Source organism: Streptomyces sp. TAA040 (assembly GCF_000424845.1).
In genome coordinates, this window is the sequence record NZ_AUKR01000009.1 from 1 (window position 1) to 26,593 (window position 26,593).

The window sequence follows — 26,593 nt, forward strand, 5'->3', positions numbered from 1 at the left end:
TGTTCCAGCACCGTGGTGGTGGCGCGCTGTCCCCACTCGGTGATCTCGGTGATGGTCCGGGCGCCGGAGACGACTGCGCAAGCGCAGATCAGCAGCAAACCGACCAGGGGATACCACCGCCCGCGACGCGAACGCGGGTCGGGAACGCGCCGGAGGTGGGCGCGCAGGCGGCCGGTGTCGTGCTGGTGGAGGGGGCCCAGTTTCGCCAGGACGGCAGGGATCGGGGAGGATGGAGCGGCAGGCACGGGACCTCGATGTGATCAGCTGGCGTAGACATCCTGATGATCACCGGTCTCGTGCCTGTGCTGTTGCCACGTCAACTCCCGCCGGGCACGGACGATCTACGCGATCCCGGAACTTGCAACCGCCCTGGCGTTGCATGCCAAGGGGAACTTTGGTCATTCGTGTCTGCGAGGTCAGCGCAATGCTAACATCGAAGAATGACACTGGAATCTGAGCTCGCAGTCTATCGGCAGAGGATTACCACCGATTCTTACCCGATGTCGATCAGCGAAATCGCCAACCTCTACAAGGATGGCGAGATTGATATCCATCCGGAGTTTCAGAGGATTTTTCGATGGTCCGATCTCCAGCGCACTCAGCTAATCGAAAGCATCCTTTTGGGGATTCCACTTCCTAGTGTATTTGTGGCCCAGAGTGAGAATGGGATCTGGGATGTGGTTGATGGCGTGCAGCGGCTCTCCACCATCTTCCAATTCATGGGAATCCTTCGAGACGAAGAAGACAATCTCGTGCCAGCGCTCGTATGCGGATCTGCTCCCTTTTTGTCCAGCCTGGAGGGGGTGACGTATGAGCCGACGGAAGGGGCTAAAGGGGCGTTGACCCGCCCGCAACAGCTTGATTTCAAGCGCTCACGCATTGACATTAAAATCATCAAGCGGGAGAGTGATAAACGCGCGAAGTACGACTTGTTTCAACGTTTGAACTCGTTGGGTAGCGTTGCGACGCCGCAGGAGCTACGCAACTGTTTGCTGGTGAGCCTGAGTAGAACCCATTTCGATTGGCTTCAGGACATCGCATCCTCTGACGCTTTCCAGCGAGTGTTGAATCTTCCCGACAGGCTGATTGACGAGCAGTACCATCTTGAATTGGCTCTCAGGTTCGTCACGCTGCGAAAGCTCCCTGAGCGTCGAATCTCATCTATTGGAAATATTGGCGACTTCCTCTCGGGAGAGATTCTTCCTTTCACTGAGAAGTCTTATTCTGAACTCCGCGGTGAACAAGAGGCATTTGAGTCTTGTTTCACCTTGCTAAACGCTGCACTGGGGTCGGATGCGATGCGTAAGTGGAACCCTGACCGTGGCCGTACCGAAGGCGCCTTCTCCTCTACGGCTTTCGAGGTTCTGGCTCTCGGGCTCGGCTACTACTTGCCGCAAGGTGATTTCACGGTTGACCAGGTACGTGATGCTCGCCAAAGTTTGTGGAGTGACGCTAAGTTCTCTCCAGGTTTCGCCACGGGTATGAGGGCTGATCAGCGAATGAAGAAGACAATTCCTTATGGGCGTCAACTCTTCTCTGTGTGAGTGGGGCGGTCGCCTTGGATTCGTCAAAATTCGTCGAAGCAATCGATCGACAGTTGGCTCACAGGAAAGTGGAGCTGTCGAACCTGCTCCTCATGGTCAGAGAGGAGAATCCCGACCCTACTCGGCTTAGCTGCTTTGCTCGGTCCGCTATCGTGCTCACCTATGCCCACTGGGAGGGATTTGTTAAGCAGGGCAGTGGCGCGTACGTCAAGTACATCAATGGCGCCAAAATAAAGGTCTCCGACTTGAAGTTCCCATTCCAGGCTGCCTATGTCTCTTCCGCCTTCAAGCGTGCTACCCAAAGCGACAAGTCCCGCTATCTTGGTGAACTCTTGGAGGAGATCGATCGACGGCGAGGAGAAATCTTCTTCGTATCTCCCGATAAATGCGTGGACACGGAGAGTAATCTCTCATCCAAGGTGTTCATGGAGATCGTTCAAGGGGTCGGCCTGGACGTACTTCCACTGTACGAAATGCGCAGCGCCTTTATTGATCAACGGCTCGTTTACGCTCGAAATCAAGTGGCTCACGGGGAACTCGTAAGTTTTGACGCCTTGGATGTCGAGGATCGGGTCAAGGGTGCTCTTAAGCTTATCGATGCCTATGCGGATCAGTTGAAGACCGCTGTGGTAGACGACGCATTCATGCAGTAGCCCTTTTACCGTTTCGGTCCCGCAAATTAGGGATCGTAGTGCGGGTCAAAGGTCGGGGGCTCCACTGCTATCTCCTCGCCCTCACGTCAGGCCAAGGGGCGGCGTGCAGTCGTTGTGCGGCGCCGTCCGGAGCGTGCGTCGGAGCGGGGCGAAGACAGGAGCGGCGGCGCGCGGGCCGGACGAGCGCCGCGCGCCGCGCTTGCGCGGCGCCTTGAAGGCGTAGAGAAAGTTGTTACTCACCCTGGTCGCTGTCGCTGTTGTGTGCCCTGTTGCGGTTGTGGGCGACGCGTTGGCGGTGGCGTTCGATCTCGTAGGCAACGGTCTCTGCTGCCTGGACGACGAGGTGCAGACGGTTGAGCACGTCCTTGCGGGCCTTGTCGATGAGGTCGCGGTGTGTGGGTGCCATGGGGTCGCTGGTGCCTGCGGGTGCCCAGTTGTTGAGGCTGCTGTGGCGGTGGACGACGTCCTGGCAGGCGCGGATGACGCTGTTCATGGCGGTGGTGATCTCGTAGCGGTACAGGATCTCGTTCTCGTCGGCCGGTTCGGTGGGCTGGTTCATGGTCGGTGTCCTTGGGGGTGTGCGGGGCCGGCGGTGAGGAGGTAGCGGGTGGTGTCGTCGAACGCGGTGAACGTGTAGCTGCCGCCCCGGGTGAGGACGGCCAACGCGTGCTCGTGCTCTGCGTGGTCGTGGAGCCAGTGCCGAACGGGCCCGGCCTCCCACGGGTCGAGCTGGTCTGCGATGTGTGCAGCACGGTGGCGTAACCAGTGCAGAGCAAGGCGGGGTGTGGTGGCCTGCCGTGCTCCCAGGGGGATGGTGCGATGTTCCGCGGGGAGGTACGCCAAGGCTTCGGCCCAGCAACTCGGCGCAAGCCGCAGCGGTGGGGCGGTCAGCATGCGGCGGCCTTGTCGTTCACCTGCTGCGGCTGGCGCTCGGCGAGGTGGGCGGTGACGGTGTGGCCGTGAGCGTGGTGGGTGACGGCCAGTTCGGTGGTGAGTAGGGCGACGATGGCCAGTCCGCGGCCGTGGGTGTCGTCGGGTGCCGGCTGGGTGAGGTGGGGGCCGCTGGGGCTGGTGCCTCGGTCGGTGACGGTGAGGGTGACGCCGTGGTCGGTGCGGTGGATGGTGACGCGGAAGTCGGGGCTGGTGGTGTGGGTGACGGCGTTGGCGCCCAGCTCGGTGACGATCAGCGCGGCGTCGTCGGCGCAGGGGCAGTCGGTGAGGATGTCGCGGGTCCAGCGGCGGGCGCGGGCCACCTCTTCGGGGATTCCTGGGCAGAGGAGTTCCCAGACCCGCACCCTGCTCGTATACTCATCCATACAAGTTCTCCCGTGCTGGTGGCCGCAGTGGACAGTGGGTTGGTGCTAGACGAGTTTCACGCCGTCGTGCGCGCGGACGGCCGGCGGCGAAGCGGCGTCCAGGGCGTCGAGTACGCGGATCGCGTACGCCTCGTTTGCCAGCTCGCCGACTTGGTCGCGGGTGACCCAGCGCAGGGCCTTGGTCTCGTCGCCGGTGGTGGGCTGGCCGTCGATGGCCTGGCAGCGGAAGACGAGGGAGACGATCAGGCCCGTCATGTTCTTGTAGACGCCGGTCAGGGTCGCCGGAAGGGCGATCTTGATCCCGGTCTCCTCCAGGACTTCGCGCTGGAGGGCGTCGGGAAGGGTCTCGCCGGGCTCGACCACGCCACCGGGCGGCTCCCAGTGCCCGTTGTCGCGTCGCTTGATCAGCAGGGCGCGACCGTGGTCGTCCACGATCACCCCGGCGACGCTCACGGAGTGCGGGCGCTCGGCTGTGGTCACGTCTGGGCTTCCTTGATCCGTTCGGCTGGCTAGGCTCTCCACCGTAGCAACCACACATAGCCTCTCGTCTAGATATCTAAAGGAGTACCCATGGCCGCTCTTCCTTCGGGCACGCTCGGCTCACTGGACCCGACCAGTGACCGGGCCGTGTTCCGGCAGATCGCCGACCAACTGCGGGAGGCCATCGACAAGGGGCGCTTCGCCGAAGGGGCGAAACTGCCCTCGGAATCGGAGTTGGTCGAGCACTTCGGCGTCTCCCGCATGACCGTGCGCAATGCGCTGTCGATGCTCCAGAGTGAGGGCCTGGTCTCCTCCGAACACGGCAAGGGCGTCTTCGTCCGGCCCCGCCCACCGGTCCGGCGGCTGGCATCGGACCGGTTCGCCCGGCGCCACCGCGAGCAGGGCAAGTCGGCCTTCACCGTGGAGGCCGAAGCCGCCGGCAGCCGCCCCGAGGTCGACAACCTGGAGGTCAAGGAAGAGCGACCGACCCCGGATATCTCCGCCCGGCTCGGCGCCCCGCGGCGCGTACTCGCCCGACGCCGCCGCTACCTGCTCGACGGACGCCCGGTCGAGTTCGCCACCTCCTACCTTCCGCTCGACCTGGCCCGTGACACCCCGATCGCCCAACCCAACCCGGGCCCCGGCGGCATCTACGCCCGACTCGAAGAACTCGGCCACAAGCTCGACCACTTCGACGAGGAGATCCGCGCCCGCATGCCCTCACCGCTGGAGATCAAGACGCTTCGTCTGGCTTCCGGCGTGCCCGTCATCCACCTCATCCGCACTGCCTTCGACACCAAGGGCCGCGCGGTCGAGGTCTGCGACACGGTGATGGCCGCAGACGCCTACGTCCTGAACTACCACCTCCCCGCCACCTGACAGACGCCGGTGGACGGGATGTTGACGGTACGTCGGGGGCGGCTGGTTCGCTCAACTCGTACACACCGACAGGCATACTCGTATAGACGAGTGGGCAAGATGTGTGGCACAGTGGTTCGCGTTCCACTCGACCTCGCTTCTCCGCTGCAACTTGTCTAGACGACTAGATGCAGAGGGGTGGGCTGATCCCTGAGGAGACACATTCCGTGCGTTCCATCCGAGTTGAGACCTCCACCGCAACGATCCTGCTGACCGAAGCCCCCGAGCCGAAGGTGCGCGACCGGCAGACCGGTGAGATCGCCAAGGACACCGTGAGCGGTGAGGCGCTGATGAAGGTCGGCGTCGTTTTCATCGACGAAGGAGAGTCCTCGCTGATTCACGTCACCGTTCCGGAAAGCGGCGTCACCGTCGGCCTGGCGCTCGGGGCGCCGGTCTCGCTGCCGGGCCTGGTCGCCCGGCCGTGGGAGTCGGTGTTCAACGGGCAGCAGCGTCACGGCATCGCCTACCGGGCTGCCGCTGTCACCGCCGGAGCCATCCCCGCCATGGCCGACGCGGGGGCCTGACGTGTCCGATTTGCTGACGCTGCTGGAACTGGGTGGCCCCCTCGTCGCACTTGGCGGCGGGGCCGCCTGGGCCCGCACCCGACACCCGGCCCTGTACTGGAACACCCTCGGCCTGCCGCTGTCGCTCCTGCGGCTGCTGACCTCCTACGGCTCGGTCATGGACTCCTGCGGCCTCACCGTCACCCCCTCCCGCCTCCGAGTCCTGGCCACCTACGCCACCACCCGCCGCGAGATACGCCCCGTTCCACCCCGCCGGGGGCTGATCCGGCCGACCGCCACCGGCATGCGGTTACGGCTCCGGCTCGCCCCGGGGCAGGAACCGGCCGACGTCGCCGCCTCCGCGGAGCGGCTGCGCCACGCCTGGGGCGTCCACGCCGTGCACGTCACGCCGGTCAAACCGGGCGTGGTGGAACTGCGCCTGGTCGGCTACGACGTACTGGCCCGGGTCCGGATGCCCAAGCCGACCGCACCCGACTCCCTGCGCGTGCCGGTCGCGCTCCGGGAAGACGCGCTGCCCTTCGTCCGCGACTACCTGACGATCCCGCACCAACTCACCCTCGGCGCAACCCTGTCGGGCAAGTCCATGTACCTGCGCAACCTCATAACCGGCCTCGCCCGGCAACCGGTCGCCCTGGCCGGTATCGACTGCAAGCGCGGGGTCGAACTCGCCCCCTTCGCACCACGCCTGTCCGCCCTGGCCACCGACCCCGACGAAGCAGCCGAACTCCTGCCCGTGCTCGTCACCGAGATGGAGAACCGCTACGACCTGATCAAGCAGCGGCAGGACATCGCGCCCAGCACTCCGGACGAAGACATCACGTCCGACATATGGGGGCTCCCGGAGAGCCAACGCCCGGTGCCGATCGTGCTGTTTGTCGACGAGGTGGCGGAACTGTTCCTCACCGCCACCAGGAAGGACGAGGAACGACGGGACGAGATGGTCACCCAACTGATCCGCCTCGCCCAGCTCGGCCGGGCCGCCGGCATCTACCTGGAGGTCTGCGGCCAGCGCTTCGGCGCGGAACTCGGCAAAGGCGCCACGATGCTGCGCGCCCAGCTCTCCGGCCGGGTCTGCCACCGGGTCAACGACGAAGCCTCGGCCAAGATGGCGCTCGGCGACATCGCCCCGGAAGCCGTCGACGCCGCCTGCTCCATCGCCCCCGAACGCCCCGGCCTCGCCGTCGCCGGTGACACCTCCGGCGGCTGGACCCGCATCCGCACCCCGTACCTCTCCCTCGCTGACGCCGCCGCCGTCTGCCAGGACACCGCCGACCTGGTGCCCCACGTCCCCGCGCTGGCCCCCTTCCGGCCCGACGTACCCGCGCACCCGGCACGACCGGCCGTGCCCCTGACCAAGCCGCACCCCGCCACCGGCTGACCCACACCCCCAACAGACCCCGGCGCTCCACGCGCCAAGTCCCTACCCCCGCCATGCCACAAACCGAAAGGAGGTCCCGCGATGCGCCGCCACCTCGCCCGGATCGACGCCGTGCTGATCCAAGCGGTGATCGCCGGTGCCCTGTCCTTCGCCCACCTGCACGACCTGGCCGAAGCCGCCGGACAACACGGCTGGAAAGCCTGGGCCTACCCCGTCTCCGTTGACCTGCTGCTCGTCGCTGCCTGGCGGCGCCTGCGCTCCGGCCACGCCACCGCCTCGGGCTGGTGCTGGTTCCTCACCGCGCTGATCGCCTCGCTCGGCGCCAACATCGCCACCGCCGGACTCCTCGACCTCGACGACGTACCCGCCTGGCTCCGCATCCTCGTCGCCGGCTGGCCCGCCATCGCCTTTCTCGGCGGAACTCTGCTCGCCCACACCCCGCCCCTCGACGAACCACCGGCTACCGACCAAGCACCGCAGACGCCCAACCACACGGCTGCCGCACCGCCACCGACTACACCCGAGGCGGCCACGCCTCCCGCCCTAGAAGCGGCCCCCGCGAACGCGAGTGCGCCCGTTCCCGCCGCCCTGGTCGAGCACGCCCGGAAGGTCGCCACCGCACACCGGGACCGGACCGGCCAGCCCATCGACACCGACACCCTGCGCGCCCGACTCGGCGTGCCGCCGGAACTCGCCCGGCAGATCGCCACCCACCTCACCTGACCCCGGCAAGGAAGGACACCGCATGTTCGCGAACCGACGCTTCCGCCGCGTGACCCGCATCGGACCCGTCCAGGTCGGTACCGCCTACGACCAGCGGGGCCGCGAGAAGCACACCGCCGCCTGCACCGCACCGCGCTGCGGCTTCTCCGCCGACTACGACTCGCGCGCCGCCGCCGAACTCGCCGCCCGCACCCACCGCTGCCCCGTTCGCTGACAGGAGATCCCGACCGTGACCGTCTCCCTGCCGCTCGTCCTCGTCCTGGGCGTCATTGCCTGGGCCGCGATCAAGTTCCTCGGCGTCCGCCTGTGGGTCGTCGCCGTCATCGCCCTCTTCGGCTTCTACCTCAACCAGACCTTCCTGGCCCCCGCCATCGACTCCGGCACCCGCACCGGCGTCGAGATCGTCAACGGCACCGACCCGGACTGAAAGGACACCCCGCCATGCTGCTCCGCCCCCAGCTCCCGCCCAACACCATGACCAATCACCTGCCCACCGGAGTTACGGGTTCAAGTCCCGCTACTCACCCGGCCGCGCTGCCGTGCTCCTGCCAGCACCCGGCAGCGCCCGTCCAGCGCTCGCTCCCCGCCCCCAGCACGCAGGCGGTCGCCGTCGTCCTCCTGGGCGGCGTCGTACTCACCGCGCTGCTCGCCGCCGTCGCCGTCACGGCGATCTCCGTGGCCGTCGCCGCCGTCGTCCTGCGCTCCCTGCTCACCTCCCAGCGGCAGCACCGCTGAGCGGCCCACCGGGGCGGCCTCGATACCGCCAAGCATCCACCGCCCCGGCAGGCCCAACCCCTCACCCGACAACCAAGCCGGACAAGGAGAAGCACCATCATCACCCGCGACCTGGCACCTCCACGCACCGAACTACGCCGACTCGCCGCCCACGGACAACTGCCTGGCCTCCTGCGGCAGCTCTCCAGCCTCGGCGGCTGCTCCCGCCCCATCCGCCTCGCCGGACACCGCACGGAACACGCCCTCGACACCACCACCGGCGAGATCGGCCCCGTCCTGCACCACCTCGAATCCACCGCCCTGCCCGCCGGGCAACTCCTCGTGCGCTGCAACAACCGCCGCACCACCCGCTGTGCCACCTGCGCCGAGACCTACCGCCGCGACACCTACCACCTGATCACCGCCGGACTGCGCGGCGGCAAGGGCACCCCCGAACACGTCGCCGCACACCCCCGCGTCTTCGCCACCTTCACCGCACCCGGCTTCGGCCCCGTCCACAACCGGCCCACCGGCCGCCCGGCCTGCCGCTGCGGCACCGCCCACCACGACGACGACCCCGCCCTCGGCACACCCCTCAACCCCGACACCTACGACTACGAAACCGCAGTCCTCTGGAACGCACACGCCGGAGCACTGTGGCGGCGCTTCACCATCTACCTGCGCCGAGAGATCGCCAAGCGCGCCGGACTCAGCCAACGCACCCTCCGCCACCACGCCCGCGTCTCCTTCGCCAAAGTCGCCGAATACCAGCGACGCGGCGCCGTCCACTTCCACGCCGTCATCCGCCTCGACGGACCCGACGGCGGCACCACACCACCCCCGCCCTGGGCCACCGCCGAACTGCTCACCGACGCCATCCGCGCCGCCGCACACACCGCCCGCGTCTCCGGCCCGACCCTCAACGGCCGCGAACACGCCTTCACCTTCGGCACCCAGCTCGACATCCGCGTCATCCGCTCCGCCGACTTCACCGGCGGCGCCGAACTCACCGACCGCGCCGTTGCCGGCTACATCGCCAAGTACGCCACCAAGGGAGCCGAAACCGCCACCGGGGCCCTGGACCACCGCATCCGGTTACTCGCCGAGATCGCCCACACCGACCTCACCGACCACGCACGCCGCATGATCCGCACCTGCTGGGAACTGGGCGCCCGGCGCGACCTCGAACACCTCCGCCTACGCGCCTGGGCCCACATGCTCGGCTTCCGCGGCCACTTCTCCACCAAGACCCGCCGCTACTCCACCACCCTCGGCACCCTCCGCCAGGCACGCGCCGAATGGCGCCGCCTCCAAGCCGCCATTGCCCGCGGCGACGATGCCCACGCCCCCGCGCCCGCCACGCTCGTGCTCGCCCACTGGGCCTACGCCGGAACCGGCCTCACCAAGGGCGAACGCTGGCTCACCGACGTCCTGCACACCGACCGCACGGAAGGAGACCCCACTCATGGCTGACCGCTACCTGACCGTGTCGCAGGTGGCCAAGATCCTCGGCACCTCGGAACGCTTCCCGCGTCGACTGATCGCTGAGCGAAGGATCGTGTTCGTCAAGGTCGGTCGGCACGTCCGCATCCCGGAGAGTGCGCTCAAAACCTTCATCGGCGCCAACACGGTGGAGCCGATCGGCCACCGAGGTGGCTCCCTGCGGAGGGCCGCCTGATGGCCAACAAGAGGGGGAGGCGACGAAGCTTTGGTTCGGTCCGTCAGCTTCCGTCCGGCCGTTGGCAGGTCCGATACCGGGACCCGGACACGGGGCAACTGCGTCCAGCGGAGAACACGTGCGCGACCAAGACTGATGCTCAAGTAGCGCTGACGCACATCGAGTCAGACGTAGCGCGGGGGCAGTGGTCGAACCCGGACGCCGGTGCGGTGGGCTTCAAGGAGTACGCCACCGAGTGGCTGCGGGACCGGAAGCTCGCCGACCGCACGCGTGAGCGGAACGAGTCGGTGATGCGGCTGCACATTCTGCCCACCTTCGGAGCCGGGAGTGTGGCCGACGTGACGACGGCCCGGGTGCGTAGCTGGCGCGGCAAGCTCCTCGCGGCAGGCGTCGGAGAGCCGACGGTGGTCAAGGCGTACCAACTGCTTCGTGCCCTGATGAACACTGCCGTGGACGACGAACTGATCCGGCGCAATCCCTGCCGGGTCAAGGGCGCTGACCGCTACGAGGTGCCCGAGCGGCCCGTCCTCACGGTGGCGGAGGTCTTCGCCCTCGCCGACTCGATCGCGTCGCGCTACCGGCTGCTCGTGCTGCTGGCGGCCTTCACCACCCTGCGGTTCGGTGAGCTGGCGGCCCTTCGACGCCGGGACGTGGACCTGGAAGGACTGGCGGTCACCGTCCGCCGCGCTCAGGCCGAGCTGCAAGACGGCCGGCTCTTCGACAAGGCACCGAAGTCTGCGGCCGGGGTGCGCTCAGTCTCCTTCCCTGCCGAACTGCTCGACGCGGTCACGCAGCACCTGGAGCACTTCGCTGCTCCTGGCCGTGAGGGGCACATTTTTGTCGGGCCGCAGGGTGGGCAGTTGCGGCGGAGCAACTTCCGGGACGACTGGGTCAAAGCCCGGAAAGCGGCAGGCGTCACGACCGAGCTGCACTTTCACGACCTGCGGCACACGGGCAACACGCTGGCCTCGACGGCCGGGGCCAGCACGCGGGAGCTGATGACGCGGATGGGGCACAGCAGCTCCCGGGCCGCGCTGATCTATCAGCACATGACCAGCGACCGGGACCGGGCCATCGCCGACCGGCTCGGGGCCATGATCCGGGGCGGTGGGGGAGGGGTCTCCGGCTCTACCGGAGGGGACGCCGAGCGGACGTAGTGGCACGGGTGTGGCACGACCCCCGACACGACGAAGGGCCAGCCCGGGAGGAAACCCCTCCTGAGCTGGCCCTTCGGTCTGTGCCCCCGGCAGGATTCGAACCTGCGACACCCGCTTTAGGAGAGCGGTGCTCTATCCCCTGAGCTACGGAGGCGGGGCTCCACCGGAGACCCGTGTGCGACCCGGCCGAGCGCGGTCGGATGCGCGAGGGACGGCTCCCGACAGCGCTGCAGCGGCGCGGCCGGGGAAGGCTGCGCCACCGCGGACAGTGTAGCGGGTGGCACTGGGGCGGCAGCCGGATGCAGGGGGCGGGGCGGCGACGGGTGGCTCGGAAGGTTTCGCTGCCGTCTCCGCCCTGCACCGCCCTGCCCCGCCCGTCACGAGCTGGGCGGGTCGCCCGAGGGCCGGTCGCCCGAGGGGGAGTGGCGCCGGCGGCTCATCCCAGCCACTCGCCTCCGCGCATGAGGGTGCGGCCGGCAAGTTCCGGGACCTCGCGCCACGCCTGGACGAGCTCCGGACGGATCGTGAAGTAGTCGTACCGGGTCTGCAGACGACGGGGGTCGAAGGCGGTCTTCTCGGCGAGGGCGTCGGCGGTTGCCTGGTCCACGTCCTCGGCCGGTCTGCCGGTGGCGCTGCCGCGTACCAGCACGACGTCACGTGTGTGTCCGAAGGAGAGCCGGACGCGGCCGTTCGCCCGGAGGTTTCGGGCCGTCGGCGCATCGTGGGGGGTGGAGACGGTGAACACCGAACCGTCCCACAGGAAGGAGAGCGGAACGAGGTGGGGGACGCCGTTCGCGTCCGCTGTGGCGACCCAGGTGTCCACCTCCGAAGCGAGGAGTCGGCGGGTGTCGCTCAGTCGTTGCGCGAGCGCGCGCGGGGCTTCCTGTGCCATTGCTGCTTCCCGTTCGTGTGCGCGGTGGCCGGTTCCGTGGCCTGTGCATAGCCGGTCGTGAGGAGTTCGTCGAGGTGAGAGTGCTCTGCGTGAACATCGGGTGTCTACCCGTCGGGCCGGTCACAGATGAGTGCGGTCCGCGGTCAGCTGCACGCGGCTGACCGCCGTGTGCAGGCAGGAGAGGAAGAAGGCCCTGCCCAGGCCGACGCCCGCGCTGCTGAGGAGCCCCGCCTCGACCCCGGCCGCCTCGTTCTGCCACCGCGCCTCGAACGGGCCGACGGAGGAGTCCGCGTACCCCAGGTGGACGGGATACCCGTCCGCTTCCAGCGTCTCGACGTGGCACGGGTGCTTCTCGCGCTGCGGTGGGAAGGCGAGTCGCCCTTCGCCGAGCCGCTGAATGATCAGCCGTAGTTCGCTGCCGCCCGCGAGGTCGGACCGGTAGCAGACCTCCCACTCTGCTCGCTGCGCGGCGTCCCGCATGACAGCCGCGCTGTCTGCGTCGAACGGGCCGATGGCCGGGGGGATGCCCTGCTGCGCGAGCGTGGCGGCGAGCGCGTCCGCGGGCAGCCAGTCGCCCCCGTGTGCGTCTCCGCCCCGGTGGAAAGCGAAGAAGCCCGTCGGAACCCTCACCATGTCGACTGGATGGCGCGCCCAGTAGCTGCGGTACGAGAAGGGAGTACGGACGACGGGCTCGACCACCGACGCGTCGGCCGGCTCCAGGGATGCGTAGAGCGCCACGAGTTCACGGTCCTCGAACGCGCCTTCCAGTACCGAGAGCTCCACCGTGGTGCCCGCCATCCTCGCGCTGGCGGCCCGGTTGCCGAGGTAGTCGGTGCCCAGCCAGACGACCCGGTCGCTGCCGATCCCGGCGTGTGCGACCTCGTTGCCCCACAGGCAGGGGTGGTCGGCTGCCGGGAACGCCCAGTCGTACAGGAACTGCTTGACGCGCAGCCGTCGCCCGGGACCGGCGATCTCGGTCCGGTAGGCAGCGGGGTTGGCCTCACTCCACGGGGCGCGGCCGGCGGTGTCACCGGTCCGCCCGGGAGGCGTCTCCTTGCGCAGGGTGCCGCGGACGAGCCCGCACCCGTCGGGCAGTTCCCCGGTGTGCCAGAGCACGAAGCCGCACCACTGCTAGGCCTCCGCCGGAGGGAGCTCGACGGGCGCGGTGTCGAGATCGGCGGCGTCCTGTGCGACCTTCCACTGCCAGTACGGTACGGACGGCATGTGCTCTCTCTCCTCTACGGGAACAACGGGCCGAGGACTGCTGGTCCGGGCGTCTCCGCCCGTCGGCTGCGGTGGCGGACGTGTGCCGCCCGCCACCGCTGGAGGGCGGGCCGGCCTGGCACGAGGTCTCCGGCCGCCCCTGAAGGGTGCCGACCGGCATCAGCGGTTCAACTCCGGCTCGCGGAAGGGCTCGCGGAAGGGCTCGCGGAAGGGCTCGCGGAAGGGCTGGCGGAAGAGCTCACGGAAGGGCTGGCGGAAGAGCTCACGGAAGGGCTGGCGGAAGAGCTCACGGTAGGTGCGCATGGACGGAGTCTGGACAGCCGGGTGGCGGGGACGCCGATGTTTCGCGCGAGGCGAAACATCGGGCTGGTGGCGGGTCGATGCGGACACACTCGCGGGCAGCCGGTTCGTCGTGCCCCCACCGGCCGAGACGACCGCGAGCCCGCTGAGCCTGGAGCGGGGGCGCTCGCGCACCCGGGGGAGCGCTCCGTCCTCTACTACCGGACGGCGCTCGGAGTGGCCCTCCTGCTGGGCCGGCGGGACGGCACCTGAGCGCGGGTGCCGCGCGGCCGTGGGGGAGACGCTCCGCCGGAGCCCACCACGGTCGCGGCCCCGGCCGGGCCGTGTCCGGCGTCCTGCCGGGCCGGCCGCCGGGCGCGACGCGGCCCGGGGACCGCCTGCGGGCGGGGAGCCCCGACGAGTGGCTGGGGCGCGCGCCGCTCGTACCGGCCGCCGCGGACCCCGGGAGCCGGGTTCGCCCGTCCTCGCCGGGGTACTTGTCGCGCATGGTCGGAGTGGGGTGCGCATGAGCACGGTGGGCGTCGAGGAGGAGTACCTGCTGCTCGACCCGGAATCGTGCGTCCCGGTGCCGCTGGCGGAGGAGGTGCGCGAGGCGGCGGGGCTGGACTCGGCCGCGGAGCGGCGCGAGGTGCAGTCCGAGCTGCTGCAGGCCCAGGTGGAGGTGGCCACCCCGGTGTGCGGGGAGCTGGAGGAGGTGGGCGGCCACCTGCTGCGGTTGCGGCACGCGGTGGGCGCCGCGGCCGAGGAGCACGGGTGCCGGCTGGGGGTGTGCGGAACGGCGCCGATGAAGGGGATGGAGCCGGTTCCGGTGACCAGGACGTCCCGGTACCTGGCCATCCGCTCGCACGCACCGCAGCTGGTCGCCGAGCAGCTCGTCAACGGTATGCACGTCCACGTGGAGGTGCCGGATCCGGAGACGGGGGTGGCCGTGCTCAACCGGATCCGGGTCTGGCTGCCGCTGCTGGTGGCGGTGTCGGCCAACTCGCCGTTGTGGGAGGGGCACGACACCGGGTTCGCGAGCTGGCGCACGGTGATCTTCACTCGCTGGCCGGTGAGCGGGCCGCCGCCTGTCTTCGTGGACCTGGCCGACTACCGGAAGCGGGTGGACGACCTGGTGGCCCGCGGCGTGCTTGGGGACACGGGGCAGGTGTACTGGCAGGCCAGGCTCTCGGAGCGGTATCCCACCGTCGAGGTGCGGTGCATGGACGTCCAGCTCCGGGCGGACGACGCGGTGATGCTGGCCGGCATCGTCCGGGCCCTGGTGCTGACGGCTGCCGACGAGGCACGGGCGGGCCGGCCCGTGCCGGTGTGCCTTCCGGAGATGCTGCAGGCCGCGAACTGGGACGCCGCGCGGTACGGGCTGGCCGGATCGTTGGTGACGCCCGGCGGCGAGAGCCTGCGGGCGGGGGAGGCCGTACGGCTGCTGATGGACCACATCGGTCCCGCGCTGGAGGCCTCCGGCGACGCCCGGGGGGTGCAGTCGCTCGTGCACCGGCTGCTGCGCCTGGGCACTCCGGCGGACAGCCAGCGCAGGGCGCTGGCCGAGGGCGGCCCCCGCGTCCTGGCGGAGCTGCTCACGGCGGAGGGCACCGCGCCGTAGCCCCGGCAGGAGGCGGTCGTCCGGCTGCCCCGGCTCCGGGCCGCCGCCCGCCGGGGCGGCGCGAGCGCGAGCGTGTCCGCGGACGGCGGCTCAGGGAGTGGTGGGGGCGGCGGGGCCCGGAGGGGCCGGGCGCTCGGGTACGAGGGGGCGGCCGTTCTCCAGTATGGCCGGGCCCCGGCCGTCGAGCTTGGCGCGGTGGGCGGCACGCAAACACCTGCTGTACGGGGGGATCATGCGCGCTGCGGCCTCCTCGACGGGGACGAACGCGTGGTCGCTCAGCTCCGTCATGTCGAGCCGGATGCGGGCGATGTCCGCGTCCGCGAGCAGGCCGCCGTCGAAGACGGTGAACTGGCAGCCGGGGAAGGGCATGTCGGCCGGCACGTCCTCGGTGTCGGGAGTGCACCAGTCGACGGCGAGCACTTGGGTGACCGGGCGGTGCAGCCCGATCTCCTCCCGAGTCTCGCGCTCGGCGGCCTGCCGCGGTGTCTCCCCGGGTTCCGCGCCGCCGCCGGGCAGCAGCCAGCGGTCGGTGTGGTAGGTGGGATCGACGATCAGCACGTGGCCCCGTGTGTCGTGGAAGAGGGTGGCGGCGCTGAGCCAGACGGCGTGCCGGGACCGCGCGTAGGCGGCGTTGGACATCAACGGGGTGCCCGACGGGGCGTGCGGACGGCGGGCGGGTGCTTCCATCAGGGTGATTCCTGCTTCCTGGTCGTGCCGTGTGCGGGTGTTCCGGTGCTGCCGGCATCCGTTCCTCGCGGTCCGGGTGTGTTCGCGTGCTGCCCGTCCCGGTGCGCGCGCTGCGCGGTCCCGGGCAGGCCTCCGGGCGGTCGTGCCGGACGGGGGCTGCGGGCGGGTGATCCGTACCCGGCGGACGTCCCGGTCATCCGCCCGGAAGCGGACCCCGAGGGGGCGGGTCGGGGCCCCGGCGGGGCGGGGTGGGCGCCGGAGCGCCGGGCCTTCGGAGCAGCGTGACGCACGCCACCCGAAGGAGTGAAATAGCGGGCATGTGTTCCCCGGTTGTCGCTCGTATGCAGCAACCGGGGAAGTCCTCTCCGGTTGACCGCGAGTCGAGGGAGAGGCCGTCATGGCCATGCGTGCGGACGCCACGCGCAACCGGGAGCGGATCGTCGACGCCGCGCGGGAGGCGTTCGTCGAGCAGGGCGGCGACGCGCCGCTGGACGAGATCGCCCGGCGCGCCGGGGTCGGCAACGCCACGCTCTACCGGCACTTCACCGATCGTGAGGCACTGGTGCGGGGTGTTGTGCTCTCGGTGACCGACCGGGTCGCGGAGCAGGCTCTGGACGCGCTGGACGAGACGTCCGACCCGTACGAGTCGCTACGGCGGTTCGTGCTCGCTGCTATGACGGAGCGGATCGGCGCCCTGTGCCCGATGCTCTTCCCCCGGTTCGCCTCCCAGGTGCCCGAACTGAACGAGGCCAGGACCCGGTTGGAGTCGCTCACCGGTGGGCTTCTCGGCCGGGCGCAGCGGGCCGGCCAGGTGCGCCCGGACGTCGCCGTGGGGGACCTGATGGTCGCCCTGGGCCAGCTGACCCGTCCGCTGCCCGGGACGGGCTGCCGCCAACTGGAACGCTTCACCGCACGCCGTGTGCAGCTCTTCCTGGACGGGATGCGTGCCCCGGCCAGGTCCGAACTGCCCGGCGTCCCGGCGACCCTGGAGGCACTGCGACCGAGCGCCTGATCTCCGCCGACCGGCCGGGTCCCGCGCCCCGGCCACCGTCCCGGCCGGCCGCTCGGCACCCTGCCCCGGACGCATCGACGCCGCTGTGTACCGCCCATCCTGCCGCGGACCGGGGGCGCCCGTCCCACCGGTGAACGCCTCGGTGCCCCCCCGCCCGTTCGCATCCGCTCTTCGTCAGCCGATCATTTGCCAAGAGGTGGCTCCACATGCCCGAAACACCCTCCCGCCCCGACGGGGCCGATCCCGCTGCCGAACGGGCAGCCACGGCCTCGGCGTCTGCCGGCGCCCCGGCCTCCGCGGCGACCGCACCGGCCACCGCCGCACCGGCGCCCGCCGATTCCGCACCGGCGCCCGCCGATTCCGCACCGGCGCCCGCCGATTCCGCGCCGGCGCTCGCCGACCCCAAGCGCTGGACGGCGCTGGTCTTCATCGCCACCGCGCAACTGATGGTCGTCCTGGACGCCACCATCGTGAACATCGCGCTGCCCTCCGCCCAGGCCGACCTGGGCATATCCGACGGCAACCGCCAGTGGGTGATCACCGCCTACGCACTGGCCTTCGGCGGGCTGCTGCTGTTCGGCGGGCGGATCGCCGACCTCTGGGGCCGGCGCCGCACCTTCCTCACCGGCCTGATCGGGTTCGCCGCCGCGTCCGCGCTCGGTGGCGCGGCCGTCAACCAGGGCATGCTGCTCGGTGCCCGCGGTCTCCAGGGCGTCTTCGGCGCGCTGCTCGCCCCGGCGGCGCTCTCGTTGCTCTCGGTGATGTTCACCGACGGTAAGGAGCGGGCCAAGGCCTTCGGGATCTACGGTGCCATCGCCGGTGGTGGCGGTGCGATCGGCCTGATCCTGGGCGGCGTGCTCACCGAGTTCCTCGACTGGCGCTGGACCTTCTACGTCAACATCCCGTTCGCACTGTTCGCCGCGGGCGGCGCCCTGCTGGCCATCCGCGAGCCCGCCGGCTCGCGCAACCGTTCCGGGCTGGACGTCCCCGGCGTGCTGCTCTCCACCCTCGGGCTGGTCTCGCTGGTCTACGGCTTCACCCGCGCCGAGGAGTACGGCTGGTCGGACGGCGGGACCGTGGGGATGTTCGTCGCCTCCGCGCTGCTGCTCGCCGCCTTCGTCCTCGTCGAGTCGCGTGCCGCCTCGCCTCTGCTGCCCCTGCGGGTGCTGCTCGACCGCAACCGGGGCGGGATCTACCTCTCGCTCGGCCTGGCGATCATCGCGATGTTCGGCCTCTTCCTCTTCCTCACCTACTACCTCCAGATCGTGCAGGGCTACTCGCCGGTCAAGACCGGTTTCGCCTTCCTGCCGATGATCGTGGGCATGATCACGGGTTCCACCCAGATCGGCGCCCGGCTGATGACGCGCGTGCGGCCGCGACTGCTGATGGGCCCCGGCTTCGCGGTGGCCGCGCTGGGCATGCTGGTCCTCACCCGGATGGAGGTCGACAGCGCGTACACGTCCGTGATCCTGCCCGGTCAGCTCCTGCTCGGACTCGGCATGGGCACGGCGTTCATGCCGGCCATGTCCCTGGCCACGCACGGTGTGCGGCCGCAGGACGCGGGTGTCGCCTCGGCGATGGTCAACACCTCCCAGCAGGTGGGCGGCGCCGTCGGTACGGCGCTGCTCAACACCATCGCCGCGAGCGCCACCGCGTCCTGGCTGACGGCCAACGCGGTGCCCGCCTCGGCATCGGAGTCCGTGCAGCGGACGGCGGTGCTGGAGTCGATGGTGCACGGCTACACGACGGCCATCTGGTGGGGGGTCGGCATCCTGCTGACGGCCGCGACCATGGCCGCCGTGCTGGTCAGCGCCCGCGTCCAGACCGACACCGTCGCGGCCGGCGAGGGCTCGGACGACACCCCGGCGCCGGAACCGGTACCGGTGATGGCGCACTGACGCAGGGAAGGGCGCGCTGGTCCCGCGCCCGCCCCGCTTCCGGACCCGGGAGCGGGCCCCGTACGACCGGGAGGCGGCCCCGCCGGCACGGACACGAGCCGGCGGGGCCGCCTCTGTGCTGGGCGGCGCGCAGCATCCGCGGCGTGAGGGTGGTGAAGGGCGGCCGAGCGGGTACGCGGTCTTCGACGGCCGTCGCCGTCCCGAGCAACCACGGGACGGCGTGGGACGTCCTCCGGGAGGGAGGGCCGCCAACGACGTCGCTCTTCCCGGGGCCGGTTCGGCCCCGGCCTCCGAAGGGCGCTCCGGGGGCGTCGGGTGCGACTCCTGACGGGTGGCGATCCGACCCGCGGACACCCGGCGCGATCCGGGCCCGACGGGTACGACCCGCCGGGCCCGGGCCCACGGGGCCGGTCGCACCGCCGTACCGACCGGGGCGGAGACACGCGGCCGGCCGGGTTCCGTCATGCGCGGCCCGACAGGGTACTGCATGATCACGGGATTCGTTGAACGAGTTGGGAATTCTGTCCGGATTCCAGTCGTTGAATCCGGTGGAAGAGGGAACCCGGGCGCCACAGAGTTTCAGGGTCCGAACCGACCAGCAACTGATCACTTGCAAGGGAGCACGCATGGCAACCCGTGCCGTCGCCCGTCGCCAGCCCGCCTCCGCAGGAGGGGCAGGGGCCGACAGGGCAAGCAGTGCGCGCGCAGGCGGCGATGTCGCCGACCGCGATCTGGTCGGCATGTACCTCGACGAGATCGCCAGGACACCGCTGCTCGACGCCGCCAAGGAAGTGGAACTCTCACTGGCTGTCGAATCCGGCGTCTACGCGCGCCGGATACTCGACGGAGAGCCCAGCCCCGCGCCCGACTCGCCCAGCGCGAGGGCGAGCCGCGAGGAGCTGGAGGCGATAGTCGACGAGGGTGAGCGAGCCAAGGACGTCTTCATCCGGTCCAATCTGCGACTGGTGGTGGCCGTCGCCCGTCGCTATCCCCGCAGTGGGCTGCCGCTGCTGGACCTCATCCAGGAAGGCAACGCCGGTCTGGTGCGCGCGGTCGAGAAGTTCGACTACGCGAAGGGCTTCAAGTTCTCCACCTACGCCACCTGGTGGATCCGGCAGGCCATCACCCGTTCGATCGCCGACCAGTCCCGCACCATCCGCCTCCCCGTCCACCTCGTCGAGGAGCTGGGGCGCATCCGCCGGGTGCAGCGCGAGTTCAACCGCGAGCACGGCCGGGACGCGGAGCCCGCCGAGCTGGCAGCCGAACTGAACTCCACCCCGGAACGGGTCACCGACGTGCTCGACTGGGCCCGCGATCCGGTCAGCCTCAACATGTCGGTGGACGACGAGGGCGAGACCCAGTTCGGCGACCTCCTGGAGGACACCTCCGCCGTTTCCCCGGAGCAGTCGGTGCTGTCGCTGCTGCGCAGCGAGGAGCTCGAGAGCCTGATCAGCAGGCTCGACCACCGCACCGCCTCGATCATCAAGGCGCGCTACGGCATCACGGACGGCCGCGAGCGCACCTTGACCGAGGTCGGCAAGCAGCACGGCCTCACCCGTGAGCGAATCCGTCAGATAGAGAAGCACGCGCTGCTGGAACTCAAGCGCATGGCGCACGACACCGGCTTCGACGCCGCTGCCTGATCCGCGGCCGACCGGTGGCAGCACCGGCCGGCAGGCCGCCGCACCACGGAACCGCCCCGGGGGCGGGGAGCGCACCGCGCGCTCCCCGCCCCCGGGGCGGTTCCGCTGCGTGCGCAGCCGCCGGCGGGTGGCGCGTGGGCAGCCGGTGACGCGCGTCCGAGGCCCCGGCGCGCCCCGGCCGCGGCCCGTCCCGTCCTCGGGCATCGCGGTCTCCGACCCCAGCGAAGGCGCCCTGAACATGATGGCTGCCGTGATGGCGGCTGGTATGGTCCCGCCTCTCGCGATGGCACTCGCCACGACGGTCCGCAGCAGGCTCTTCACCAGGAACGAGCGGGACAACGGCAAGGCGGCGTGGGTGCTGGACGCGTCCTTCATCACCGAGGGCGCAATCCCGTTCGCCGCCGCCGACCCGCCGCGGGTCATCCCCTCCGCCATGGCGGAGGGCGCGGTGACCGGTGCGCTGAGCATGGCCTTCGGCTCCACCCTGCGGGCCCCGCACGGCGGTGTCTTCGTGGTGCCGCTCATCGGCAGCCCGCTGCTGTACCTGGTCGCCATCGTGGTCGGTACGGCGGTCAGCACCGCGCTCGTCGTCCTGCTGAAGGGCACCCGCAAGGTCGGCGGCGCCGGCGGCCGGGCAGCGGTCCGCCGCCGCGGTCGCCGCCTGACCCCGAGCCGCACCAACGGCCGGGCCCACCCCGCCGCTCCCGCATCATGCCGCCTGCCGACGACGCCGCCGCCGGCAGGCGGCATGATGGCGGGCACCAAGCAGGCGCAGGCAGGGAGTAGCAGAGTGAGCGACAGAGAACAGCCCGCGGTCGACCCCGGCGTTGCCCACAACGCGCGGGTCTGGAACTACTGGCTCGGCGGCAAGGACAACTACGAGGTGGACCGCCGGGCCGGCGACCACGTCAAGGAGATGTTCCCCGGCATCGTCGACGTGGCCCGCGCCGACCGGGAGTTCCTCAACCGGGCCGTCCGCCACCTGGCCGGTGAGGCGGGCGTCCGGCAGTTCCTCGACATAGGCACCGGCCTGCCCACCCACGACAACACCCACGAGGTCGCTCAGCGCTTGGCCCCCGAGTCCCGGATCGTCTACGTGGACAACGATCCGCTCGTCCTCACCCACGCCCGTGCGCTGCTGACCAGCACACCGGAGGGCAGCACCGCCTACCTGGACGCCGACGCGCACGACCCGGAGGCGATCCTCTCCACCGCCAGGACGACGCTGGACTTCGACCGGCCGATCGCCGTCATGCTGCTGGGCATCATGAACTTCGTGCTGGACACCGAGAAGGCACGGGCGATCGTGACGGAGCTGATGGCGGCGGTGCCCTCGGGCAGCTACCTCGTGCTCACCCACCCCACCACCGAATCCGCGCTCGGTGGTGACGCGCAGCACGCGGCGATGGCCTTCTGGAACGAGAACGCGACACCGCCGATCACCGCGCGCAGCGCCGAGGAGGTCAACCGCTTCTTCGACGGGCTGGAACTGCTCGACCCGGGCCTGGTCTCCTGCGTCCGCTGGCGGTACGAGACCGCCGACGCGTCGCGGGAGCAGGAGGGTCGTCCGGGCGAAGTCGGCGCGGAGCCCGAGGTGGTGGCCCAGTACGGCGCGGTGGCGCGCAAGCCCTGAGCCCTCCGGCTGCCTCAGTACGGTCGCCGTGACCCGACGGTCGCGGCCGACCGTGGCGGGGCACGGTGAGCGACCGGTGAGCGACCCGCGAACGGCCGGAGTCATCGCCGCCCGTACAGGTCCCGGTAGGAGAGCAGGGTCCCGCCACCCGGAAGCGTCACCGTCTCCGCCGCCAGTACCGCCCTGACCACCGCCCGGGTCAGCACGTCCGCGGCTGCGGCCAGTAGGGTGTTCAGCTCGACCAGTTCCTGCTGCCCCGTCGTCCCGAAGGGGTCGACGCCACCGGCGTCGCCGCTGTTCCCGCGGTCCCCGGCCGCGCCGTCCCGGGGGCCTCCATCGCCTTCCTCCGGACGAGGGCCGGACGCTCCGGTCAGCGGGCGCGCGCCGGTTGCCATGACGAAGACGGTGTCGCCGTCATGCATCAGGTGCACGGGCCGGACGGCGCGGGCGAGTCCGTCGTGCGCGGTGCCGGCCATCTTCTGCGCCTGCGCCTTGGAGATCCGGGCATCGGTCGCGATGACCGCGAGCGTGGTGTTCAGCGGTGGGGCCGCGGCGGCCTTCCGCGCCCGGGCGAGGCGGTGCTGCGCTTCCGCGTGCCGGGCGGGCTCGGGGGCCGGCCGCGAGCCCCCGCCCCGTGCGGTGTCGAACAGCTCCCCGTAGAGCCCGCCGGTGGCCGGGTCGAGGACCGAACCCGCGGCGTTCACAGCCACCAGTGCTCCGATCGTCGTCCCGGACGGCAGACGGATGGAGGCGGAGCCGACGCCGCCCTTGAGCTCGCCGGCCACGGCGCCGGTGCCGGCGCCGACGTTTCCCTCCTCCACCGTGCGGTTGGCGGCCAGGGCCGCCTCCCTGCCCAGCGCCGCGTCCGGCCGCGCCCGCCAGTCGCCGCCCCTGCCGAGGTCGAAGAGGCAGGTGGCGGGGACCACCGGCACCACCTGGGCGGGGTCCGGTCCGACCCGGACGCCGCGTCCCTGCTCCTCCAACCAGGCGGTCACGCCGCCGGCGGCGTCCAGCCCGAAGGCACTTCCGCCGGTCAGGACCACCGCGTCGATCCGCTCCACCAGATTGCGCGGGTCGAGCGCGTCCGTCTCCCGGGTGCCGGGGCCCCCACCGCGCACGTCCACGGCGGCCACCGCGCCGCCGGGAGGCGCGAGCACCACGGTCGTGCCGGTCAGCGCCCCCGCACCCCGACGCTGCGCGTGCCCCACCGTGATGCCGGGGACCGCCGTGATCCCCGGATCGGCGGTGGTGTCCGCCTGCGCCGGGGTGTCCGCGCACACCGTGGTGTCCCGCTCCGCCGTGACGGCGTCCGTCCGCTGTTCCCGAGCGCGCTCGGGTGTCTGGTCAGCCACCGCTCATGCGTATCAGCTCTCGTCCGGGAAATCCCGCCGTACCCGATCAGGGGCGATGCCGGGTGTCGGATGGGGCGGCGTCCAGCGATCGTTGATCGGATGTTCATCGGTGATCGCCAGGCTGTGCCCATGTCCGCCGATCAACAGCGCCCCTCCGGTCCGCCGGCCGTGGTCCCCGTGGCCCCCGCGGCCGACGCGACCGGGCCTCGGCCGCAGCCCGCCGCGGAGTTCATCCACCTGGCGGACCGCGGCTTCCCGACGAAGGCGACGCTGGACCGGGCGCTCGCCGGCTGCCCCTCGGTGCGTTCCGTCCTGGTGGTCCACCGGACCGGTCGACCGGTGTCCTGGGTGCCGGGGCGGGACCACTGGTGGCACGAGGCGCTCGGGGAGGCTGTCCGGCTCGGTACGCTGGACACATGACACCTGCCGCCGACCACGCCCGCCCCGAGGAGCCCCTGCGGAACGCCGCGGCGGCCCTCGACTTCAGCGACCCCCTGAGCCGGCAGTCCTCGGACGACACCGACGCGGGCTGGGGCGAGCGGCCGGACAGCGCGGCGGCCGACCTGGCCCGTTTCCTGAACGAGAAGCCACCGCACCACCTGTGACCGGGCCGGCCGTGCCGCCGAGCCGTGCCGCCGGCTACTTCCCCGTACCCGGCTGGGCCTCGGATGAGGTCCGCTGGCCCGCCACCGCGGCGTCGCCCGGCAGTACGGAATCCGTCCGCTGGGCGATGAGCTGGTCGCGGATCTCCGTGAGCAGCTCGACCTCCGTCGGGGCGGCCGGGGCGTTGTCCACCGGCTTCGTGGCGTCCATCCGGGCCTTGTAGCGGTTTATGGGGACGACCATCAGGAAGTACACGACGGCTGCGGTGATCAGGAAGGTGATTGAGGCGCTCAGCACCGTGCCCCACTGGAGCGGGATGCCCTCCATCTCGCCGGCCTCGTTCAACTGGCAGGGTGCCTTGAGGCAGGCTTGGTAGCTCTCCAGATCCCGGGGCCCGAGGGCACCTACCACCGGGTTGATGAACCCCTCCACGACCGCGTTCACGATCTTGGTGAAGGCCGCGCCGATGACGACGGCCACCGCCAGTTCCACCACATTGCCCCGCATCAGGAATTCCTTGAACCCCGCCAGGACCCCCTGCTTGTGTTCGCTCACCGCACTGCCTCTCTGAACTGCTCGGACGGATTCGACCACCGGCACGCTGCACGAGTGGAACCCGGCCTGTCCAATCCGATGACTCCCTACGGTCGGTCGATGGCGCACCAGTACGGTTCAGCACAGCGTCACCGTCAGCCGGGCCGCGCCGGCCGCGCCCGCGATCCGCGCCGCCTCGGCGCGGGTCGTCTCGAACACCACGAGGCCGCCTTCCCCGGCAACCGCCACCTCATCCGCTTCCGGCGCCCGCCCGCCCCCGGCCGCCCGCTCCGGGACCTCCGCCACCGGGACGCAGTGGGCGACGATCCGGGCTCGCGGCGGAGGCGCTCCTTCCTGCGGGCGGCTCGTCAGCACGTCGACGCGGTCTCCCGCTGCCAGCAGCCGCGCGGTGCCGGCATCGGTGAGGCGCACCGGAGTGCGTACGAGCCTGGGGGTGGGGCCGGACGGCCCGGGGTCCCGGGCAGCGCCCTGGGCGGACGATGCGCCGCCCGCCTCCGTGCTGCCGGAGGCGGCGGGCGAGGCCGCGGGCGGTGGGCGGCCGCCGGGGGACCGGGCATCAGCACCGGCGGGGGCTGCGGGACGCGCGCCGACAGGCGCCCGCCCCTCCGCGGTCGGGGCCGTGGACGGCTCCGGGGACGGGCGGGGGGCGCCGGAGGCCGCCGCCCCGGCCAGGGACGCGGCCACGGCAAGCACGGCCAGCAGCAGGACCACCATCGGGCGTCCGAGGTGGAGCGCCGTGCGGAGGCGGTACCGGCGGGTGCGGCCGGGCCGCAGCGGAGGAAAGGCGGGTACGGAGGTCGAGGGCGGGCAGGAGGGGAGTTCCAGGGGGAGGGGCATGACGGCCGCCTTCGCGGGTGAGCGCGACGAGCGCGGTACGGGGAGGCGCCACCGGCGGGACACCGGAGGGCCTGACCGCCACCCTGTCCCGCACGGCCTGATCCCGCTTCGGGCTGTGGACAACCGTCCGGTTGTGCACAGCCCGCTCACCCGCGGCACGCCGTGCCCGCCCGCGACCCTGCTTCTACCGACCTGCGGCCCTGCTCCCTCCCACCCGCGAGGCGCGCGTGCCGGGCATCGACCGGGCGGCAGCGACCGCTCGGCATCGGCCGGTCGGCCGCGGTCAGGGCAGCCGGATACCCGTGTCCACTCCGGCCAGCGCGTCCGCACAGCCGCACTCGCGCACGGCGGGGAGGCCCGCCACCGCGTCGAAGAGGACCGTCCGCAGACGGCCGACGTTCTCGCCGAACACCTTCAAAACCTCCTCGTGGGAGACCCCCTCGCCGGACTCCGCTCCGGCGTCCAGGTCGGTGACGAGGGCCAGCGAGCTGTAGCAGAGGGCGAGTTCGCGGGCGAGTACTGCCTCGGGGTGGCCGGTCATACCGACGACCGACCAGCCCTGCGCCGCGTGCCAGCGCGATTCGGCGCGGGTCGAGAAGCGCGGGCCCTCGATGACGACCATGGTGCCGCCGTCCACGGGCTCCCACCGGTGGCCGCGGGCAGCGGTGAGCGAGGCCCGCCGCCCTGCCTCGCAGTAGGGGTCGGCGAAGCTCACGTGGGCGACGTTCGGCCGTGAGCCGTCCGGAAGTGACGCACCGTCGTAGAAGGTCTGGACGCGCTGCTTGGTGCGGTCCACGAGCTGGTCGGGCACCAGCAGGGTGCCGGGACCGTGCTCCGGCCGCAGCCCGCCCACCGCGCAGGGGGCCAGGATCTGCCGCACACCGACCGAGCGCAGCGCCCAGAGGTTGGCCCGGTAGTTGATCCGGTTCGGCGGGAGGTGGTGGGTGCGTCCGTGCCGGGGCAGGAACGCGACCCGGCGGCCGGCGAGTTCGCCCAGGAAGACGGAGTCGCTGGGCGCGCCGTACGGGGTGTCGACCGGGACCTCGACGACGTCCTCCAGGAAGGAGTAGAACCCGGATCCGCCGATGACGCCGATCTCCGCCGACCCGCTCTGTGCACCTTGTCCGCTCATGCACGCCACCCTATAAGGCGCGGCGAGGGGCTCAGGCGGCGCGGCGGGCGCTCCGGCGGCCCGGAGCCGTCCCAGTCGGTGCGCCCGCGTCCCGCGCGGGCGAGAGTGCCCGGTCGTGCACCTCGTCGGTGCACGACCGG

Annotated in this window: 33 protein-coding genes and 1 tRNA gene; 19 read left to right on the plus strand and 15 right to left on the minus strand. The window is 71.0% G+C overall.

Annotated elements, in window-relative coordinates; genetic code table 11:
* Positions 1–245 (minus strand): transposase family protein (locus tag H300_RS0109150; protein ID WP_199779158.1); only part of this gene is annotated, 245 nt, incomplete at its 3' end.
* A gap of 195 nt (positions 246–440) precedes the next feature.
* On the opposite strand from H300_RS0109150, the gene H300_RS29955 reads away from it, so the two are divergent.
* Positions 441–1,544 carry a DUF262 domain-containing protein gene (locus tag H300_RS29955; protein WP_037979691.1) on the plus strand — a complete coding sequence of 368 codons (1,104 nt, stop codon included), beginning with the start codon at positions 441–443 and terminating at the stop codon, positions 1,542–1,544.
* Positions 1,541–2,197 carry an MAE_28990/MAE_18760 family HEPN-like nuclease gene (locus tag H300_RS0109155; RefSeq protein WP_158678340.1) on the plus strand — a complete coding sequence of 219 codons (657 nt, stop codon included), beginning with the start codon at positions 1,541–1,543 and terminating at the stop codon, positions 2,195–2,197. The genes H300_RS29955 and H300_RS0109155 overlap by 4 nt, the downstream gene beginning before the upstream one ends.
* A gap of 81 nt (positions 2,198–2,278) precedes the next feature.
* Here H300_RS0109155 and H300_RS31440 read toward each other — a convergent pair whose 3' ends face one another.
* Genes H300_RS31440 through H300_RS0109175 form a run of 5 tightly spaced genes read right to left on the minus strand, consistent with a single transcriptional unit; the run spans position 2,279 to position 3,966 of the window.
* Complete coding sequence (locus tag H300_RS31440) at positions 2,279–2,437, minus strand: hypothetical protein (protein ID WP_158678341.1); 159 nt, start codon at positions 2,435–2,437, stop codon at positions 2,279–2,281.
* Positions 2,430–2,756, minus strand: a complete 327-nt coding sequence (locus H300_RS25895; RefSeq protein ID WP_051269823.1) for a hypothetical protein — start codon at positions 2,754–2,756, stop codon at positions 2,430–2,432. Before H300_RS25895 ends, H300_RS31440 begins: the two co-directional genes overlap by 8 nt.
* Positions 2,753–3,091 (minus strand): hypothetical protein, encoded by a 339-nt coding sequence (locus tag H300_RS25900; RefSeq protein ID WP_037979692.1) that lies wholly within the window; start codon positions 3,089–3,091, stop codon positions 2,753–2,755. Before H300_RS25900 ends, H300_RS25895 begins: the two co-directional genes overlap by 4 nt.
* Positions 3,085–3,513, minus strand: coding sequence for an ATP-binding protein (locus tag H300_RS0109170; protein ID WP_028427197.1), 429 nt, complete (start codon positions 3,511–3,513; stop codon positions 3,085–3,087). Before H300_RS0109170 ends, H300_RS25900 begins: the two co-directional genes overlap by 7 nt.
* Positions 3,514–3,558: 45 nt before the next feature.
* The gene (locus H300_RS0109175; RefSeq protein ID WP_028427198.1) at positions 3,559–3,966 is read right to left on the minus strand and encodes an NUDIX domain-containing protein; all 408 of its coding nucleotides are present in this window, start codon (positions 3,964–3,966) and stop codon (positions 3,559–3,561) included.
* Between the two features lie 117 nt (positions 3,967–4,083).
* Here H300_RS0109175 and H300_RS0109180 point away from each other — a divergent pair, with 117 nt between their 5' ends.
* The 10 genes from H300_RS0109180 to H300_RS0109230 all read left to right on the plus strand — a co-directional run bounded on the left by H300_RS0109180 (position 4,084) and on the right by H300_RS0109230 (position 11,085).
* Positions 4,084–4,872 (plus strand): GntR family transcriptional regulator, encoded by a 789-nt coding sequence (locus H300_RS0109180; RefSeq protein ID WP_028427199.1) that lies wholly within the window; start codon positions 4,084–4,086, stop codon positions 4,870–4,872.
* Between the two features lie 206 nt (positions 4,873–5,078).
* Positions 5,079–5,435, plus strand: a complete 357-nt coding sequence (locus H300_RS0109185; RefSeq protein WP_028427200.1) for an SCO3933 family regulatory protein — start codon at positions 5,079–5,081, stop codon at positions 5,433–5,435.
* 1 nt (position 5,436) lies between these two features.
* On the plus strand, positions 5,437–6,813 hold the full coding sequence (locus H300_RS0109190) for an FtsK/SpoIIIE domain-containing protein (protein ID WP_028427201.1): 1,377 nt from the start codon (positions 5,437–5,439) through the stop codon (positions 6,811–6,813).
* An 81-nt stretch (positions 6,814–6,894) separates the two neighbouring features.
* Positions 6,895–7,536 (plus strand): DUF2637 domain-containing protein, encoded by a 642-nt coding sequence (locus H300_RS0109195; protein WP_028427202.1) that lies wholly within the window; start codon positions 6,895–6,897, stop codon positions 7,534–7,536.
* A gap of 22 nt (positions 7,537–7,558) precedes the next feature.
* On the plus strand, positions 7,559–7,750 hold the full coding sequence (locus H300_RS0109200; protein WP_028427203.1) for a mobile element transfer protein: 192 nt from the start codon (positions 7,559–7,561) through the stop codon (positions 7,748–7,750).
* Positions 7,751–7,765: 15 nt separating this feature from the next.
* Positions 7,766–7,963: a hypothetical protein gene (locus H300_RS0109205; RefSeq protein WP_028427204.1), complete on the plus strand. Its 198-nt coding sequence runs from the start codon at positions 7,766–7,768 to the stop codon at positions 7,961–7,963.
* 14 nt (positions 7,964–7,977) lie between these two features.
* Positions 7,978–8,271: a hypothetical protein gene (locus H300_RS0109210; RefSeq protein ID WP_028427205.1), complete on the plus strand. Its 294-nt coding sequence runs from the start codon at positions 7,978–7,980 to the stop codon at positions 8,269–8,271.
* A gap of 111 nt (positions 8,272–8,382) precedes the next feature.
* Complete coding sequence (locus tag H300_RS0109220) at positions 8,383–9,723, plus strand: replication initiator (protein WP_078515838.1); 1,341 nt, start codon at positions 8,383–8,385, stop codon at positions 9,721–9,723.
* On the plus strand, positions 9,716–9,928 hold the full coding sequence (locus H300_RS0109225; protein ID WP_028427207.1) for an excisionase family DNA-binding protein: 213 nt from the start codon (positions 9,716–9,718) through the stop codon (positions 9,926–9,928). The genes H300_RS0109220 and H300_RS0109225 overlap by 8 nt, the downstream gene beginning before the upstream one ends.
* A complete protein-coding gene (locus H300_RS0109230) occupies positions 9,928–11,085 on the plus strand; it encodes a site-specific integrase (RefSeq protein WP_028427208.1) in 1,158 nt (385 codons plus the stop codon). The genes H300_RS0109225 and H300_RS0109230 overlap by 1 nt, the downstream gene beginning before the upstream one ends.
* Positions 11,086–11,166: 81 nt before the next feature.
* On the opposite strand, the gene H300_RS0109235 is transcribed toward H300_RS0109230, so the two are convergent.
* The 4 genes from H300_RS0109235 to H300_RS31445 all read right to left on the minus strand — a co-directional run bounded on the left by H300_RS0109235 (position 11,167) and on the right by H300_RS31445 (position 13,504).
* Positions 11,167–11,239, minus strand: a tRNA-Arg gene (locus H300_RS0109235).
* A gap of 282 nt (positions 11,240–11,521) precedes the next feature.
* Positions 11,522–11,977, minus strand: coding sequence for a pyridoxamine 5'-phosphate oxidase family protein (locus H300_RS0109240; protein ID WP_028427209.1), 456 nt, complete (start codon positions 11,975–11,977; stop codon positions 11,522–11,524).
* 120 nt (positions 11,978–12,097) lie between these two features.
* Positions 12,098–13,093, minus strand: coding sequence for a hypothetical protein (locus H300_RS0109245; RefSeq protein WP_028427210.1), 996 nt, complete (start codon positions 13,091–13,093; stop codon positions 12,098–12,100).
* A 267-nt stretch (positions 13,094–13,360) separates the two neighbouring features.
* Positions 13,361–13,504 (minus strand): hypothetical protein, encoded by a 144-nt coding sequence (locus tag H300_RS31445; protein WP_158678342.1) that lies wholly within the window; start codon positions 13,502–13,504, stop codon positions 13,361–13,363.
* A gap of 502 nt (positions 13,505–14,006) precedes the next feature.
* Here H300_RS31445 and H300_RS0109260 point away from each other — a divergent pair.
* On the plus strand, positions 14,007–15,101 hold the full coding sequence (locus tag H300_RS0109260; protein WP_028427211.1) for a glutamate--cysteine ligase: 1,095 nt from the start codon (positions 14,007–14,009) through the stop codon (positions 15,099–15,101).
* Between the two features lie 90 nt (positions 15,102–15,191).
* On the opposite strand, the gene H300_RS30995 is transcribed toward H300_RS0109260, so the two are convergent.
* A complete protein-coding gene (locus tag H300_RS30995) occupies positions 15,192–15,788 on the minus strand; it encodes an NUDIX hydrolase (RefSeq protein WP_051269824.1) in 597 nt (198 codons plus the stop codon).
* 397 nt (positions 15,789–16,185) lie between these two features.
* On the opposite strand from H300_RS30995, the gene H300_RS0109270 reads away from it, so the two are divergent.
* The 4 genes from H300_RS0109270 to H300_RS25915 all read left to right on the plus strand — a co-directional run bounded on the left by H300_RS0109270 (position 16,186) and on the right by H300_RS25915 (position 21,974).
* Positions 16,186–16,800: a TetR/AcrR family transcriptional regulator gene (locus H300_RS0109270; RefSeq protein WP_028427212.1), complete on the plus strand. Its 615-nt coding sequence runs from the start codon at positions 16,186–16,188 to the stop codon at positions 16,798–16,800.
* 206 nt (positions 16,801–17,006) lie between these two features.
* Positions 17,007–18,698, plus strand: a complete 1,692-nt coding sequence (locus H300_RS25910; RefSeq protein WP_078515841.1) for a DHA2 family efflux MFS transporter permease subunit — start codon at positions 17,007–17,009, stop codon at positions 18,696–18,698.
* Positions 18,699–19,324: 626 nt separating this feature from the next.
* Entirely contained in the window at positions 19,325–20,341 is a 1,017-nt protein-coding gene (locus H300_RS0109280; RefSeq protein ID WP_028427213.1) for a sigma-70 family RNA polymerase sigma factor, read from the plus strand.
* A gap of 748 nt (positions 20,342–21,089) precedes the next feature.
* Positions 21,090–21,974, plus strand: a complete 885-nt coding sequence (locus H300_RS25915) for an SAM-dependent methyltransferase (protein WP_486583684.1) — start codon at positions 21,090–21,092, stop codon at positions 21,972–21,974.
* Between the two features lie 101 nt (positions 21,975–22,075).
* Here H300_RS25915 and H300_RS0109290 read toward each other — a convergent pair whose 3' ends face one another.
* Entirely contained in the window at positions 22,076–23,254 is a 1,179-nt protein-coding gene (locus H300_RS0109290; RefSeq protein ID WP_199779162.1) for a P1 family peptidase, read from the minus strand.
* Between the two features lie 201 nt (positions 23,255–23,455).
* On the opposite strand from H300_RS0109290, the gene H300_RS29970 reads away from it, so the two are divergent.
* Positions 23,456–23,746: an acyl-CoA synthetase family protein gene (locus H300_RS29970; protein WP_158678343.1), complete on the plus strand. Its 291-nt coding sequence runs from the start codon at positions 23,456–23,458 to the stop codon at positions 23,744–23,746.
* Complete coding sequence (locus H300_RS0109300) at positions 23,743–23,931, plus strand: hypothetical protein (protein ID WP_028427216.1); 189 nt, start codon at positions 23,743–23,745, stop codon at positions 23,929–23,931. The genes H300_RS29970 and H300_RS0109300 overlap by 4 nt, the downstream gene beginning before the upstream one ends.
* Before the next feature lie 34 nt (positions 23,932–23,965).
* Here H300_RS0109300 and mscL read toward each other — a convergent pair whose 3' ends face one another.
* The 3 genes from mscL to H300_RS0109315 all read right to left on the minus strand — a co-directional run bounded on the left by mscL (position 23,966) and on the right by H300_RS0109315 (position 26,453).
* Positions 23,966–24,484, minus strand: coding sequence for a large conductance mechanosensitive channel protein MscL (gene mscL, locus H300_RS0109305; protein WP_028427217.1), 519 nt, complete (start codon positions 24,482–24,484; stop codon positions 23,966–23,968).
* 117 nt (positions 24,485–24,601) lie between these two features.
* Positions 24,602–25,321: an RcpC/CpaB family pilus assembly protein gene (locus tag H300_RS29195; RefSeq protein WP_051269826.1), complete on the minus strand. Its 720-nt coding sequence runs from the start codon at positions 25,319–25,321 to the stop codon at positions 24,602–24,604.
* A gap of 283 nt (positions 25,322–25,604) precedes the next feature.
* The gene (locus H300_RS0109315; protein WP_028427218.1) at positions 25,605–26,453 is read right to left on the minus strand and encodes an S-methyl-5'-thioadenosine phosphorylase; all 849 of its coding nucleotides are present in this window, start codon (positions 26,451–26,453) and stop codon (positions 25,605–25,607) included.
* Positions 26,454–26,593 lie beyond the last annotated feature (140 nt).

What these genes read in the sequence shown, in the direction of transcription:
- H300_RS0109170 (WP_028427197.1), bottom strand. Translation starts at nt 3,513, where the DNA reads ATGGATGAGTATACGAGCAGGGTGCGGGTCTGGGAACTCCTCTGCCCA.
- H300_RS25895 (WP_051269823.1), bottom strand. Translation starts at nt 2,756, where the DNA reads ATGAACCAGCCCACCGAACCGGCCGACGAGAACGAGATCCTGTACCGC.
- H300_RS0109210 (WP_028427205.1), top strand. Translation starts at nt 7,978, where the DNA reads ATGCTGCTCCGCCCCCAGCTCCCGCCCAACACCATGACCAATCACCTG.
- H300_RS0109300 (WP_028427216.1), top strand. Translation starts at nt 23,743, where the DNA reads ATGACACCTGCCGCCGACCACGCCCGCCCCGAGGAGCCCCTGCGGAAC.
- H300_RS29955 (WP_037979691.1), top strand. Translation starts at nt 441, where the DNA reads ATGACACTGGAATCTGAGCTCGCAGTCTATCGGCAGAGGATTACCACC.
- H300_RS0109180 (WP_028427199.1), top strand. Translation starts at nt 4,084, where the DNA reads ATGGCCGCTCTTCCTTCGGGCACGCTCGGCTCACTGGACCCGACCAGT.
- H300_RS30995 (WP_051269824.1), bottom strand. Translation starts at nt 15,788, where the DNA reads ATGGAAGCACCCGCCCGCCGTCCGCACGCCCCGTCGGGCACCCCGTTG.
- H300_RS0109280 (WP_028427213.1), top strand. Translation starts at nt 19,325, where the DNA reads ATGGCAACCCGTGCCGTCGCCCGTCGCCAGCCCGCCTCCGCAGGAGGG.
- H300_RS0109200 (WP_028427203.1), top strand. Translation starts at nt 7,559, where the DNA reads ATGTTCGCGAACCGACGCTTCCGCCGCGTGACCCGCATCGGACCCGTC.
- H300_RS29195 (WP_051269826.1), bottom strand. Translation starts at nt 25,321, where the DNA reads ATGCCCCTCCCCCTGGAACTCCCCTCCTGCCCGCCCTCGACCTCCGTA.
- H300_RS29970 (WP_158678343.1), top strand. Translation starts at nt 23,456, where the DNA reads ATGTCCGCCGATCAACAGCGCCCCTCCGGTCCGCCGGCCGTGGTCCCC.
- H300_RS25915 (WP_486583684.1), top strand. Translation starts at nt 21,090, where the DNA reads ATGATGGCGGGCACCAAGCAGGCGCAGGCAGGGAGTAGCAGAGTGAGC.
- H300_RS0109195 (WP_028427202.1), top strand. Translation starts at nt 6,895, where the DNA reads ATGCGCCGCCACCTCGCCCGGATCGACGCCGTGCTGATCCAAGCGGTG.
- H300_RS25900 (WP_037979692.1), bottom strand. Translation starts at nt 3,091, where the DNA reads ATGCTGACCGCCCCACCGCTGCGGCTTGCGCCGAGTTGCTGGGCCGAA.
- H300_RS31445 (WP_158678342.1), bottom strand. Translation starts at nt 13,504, where the DNA reads ATGCGCACCTACCGTGAGCTCTTCCGCCAGCCCTTCCGTGAGCTCTTC.
- H300_RS0109315 (WP_028427218.1), bottom strand. Translation starts at nt 26,453, where the DNA reads ATGAGCGGACAAGGTGCACAGAGCGGGTCGGCGGAGATCGGCGTCATC.
- H300_RS25910 (WP_078515841.1), top strand. Translation starts at nt 17,007, where the DNA reads ATGCCCGAAACACCCTCCCGCCCCGACGGGGCCGATCCCGCTGCCGAA.
- H300_RS0109240 (WP_028427209.1), bottom strand. Translation starts at nt 11,977, where the DNA reads ATGGCACAGGAAGCCCCGCGCGCGCTCGCGCAACGACTGAGCGACACC.
- H300_RS0109225 (WP_028427207.1), top strand. Translation starts at nt 9,716, where the DNA reads ATGGCTGACCGCTACCTGACCGTGTCGCAGGTGGCCAAGATCCTCGGC.
- H300_RS0109270 (WP_028427212.1), top strand. Translation starts at nt 16,186, where the DNA reads ATGGCCATGCGTGCGGACGCCACGCGCAACCGGGAGCGGATCGTCGAC.
- H300_RS0109230 (WP_028427208.1), top strand. Translation starts at nt 9,928, where the DNA reads ATGGCCAACAAGAGGGGGAGGCGACGAAGCTTTGGTTCGGTCCGTCAG.
- H300_RS0109260 (WP_028427211.1), top strand. Translation starts at nt 14,007, where the DNA reads ATGAGCACGGTGGGCGTCGAGGAGGAGTACCTGCTGCTCGACCCGGAA.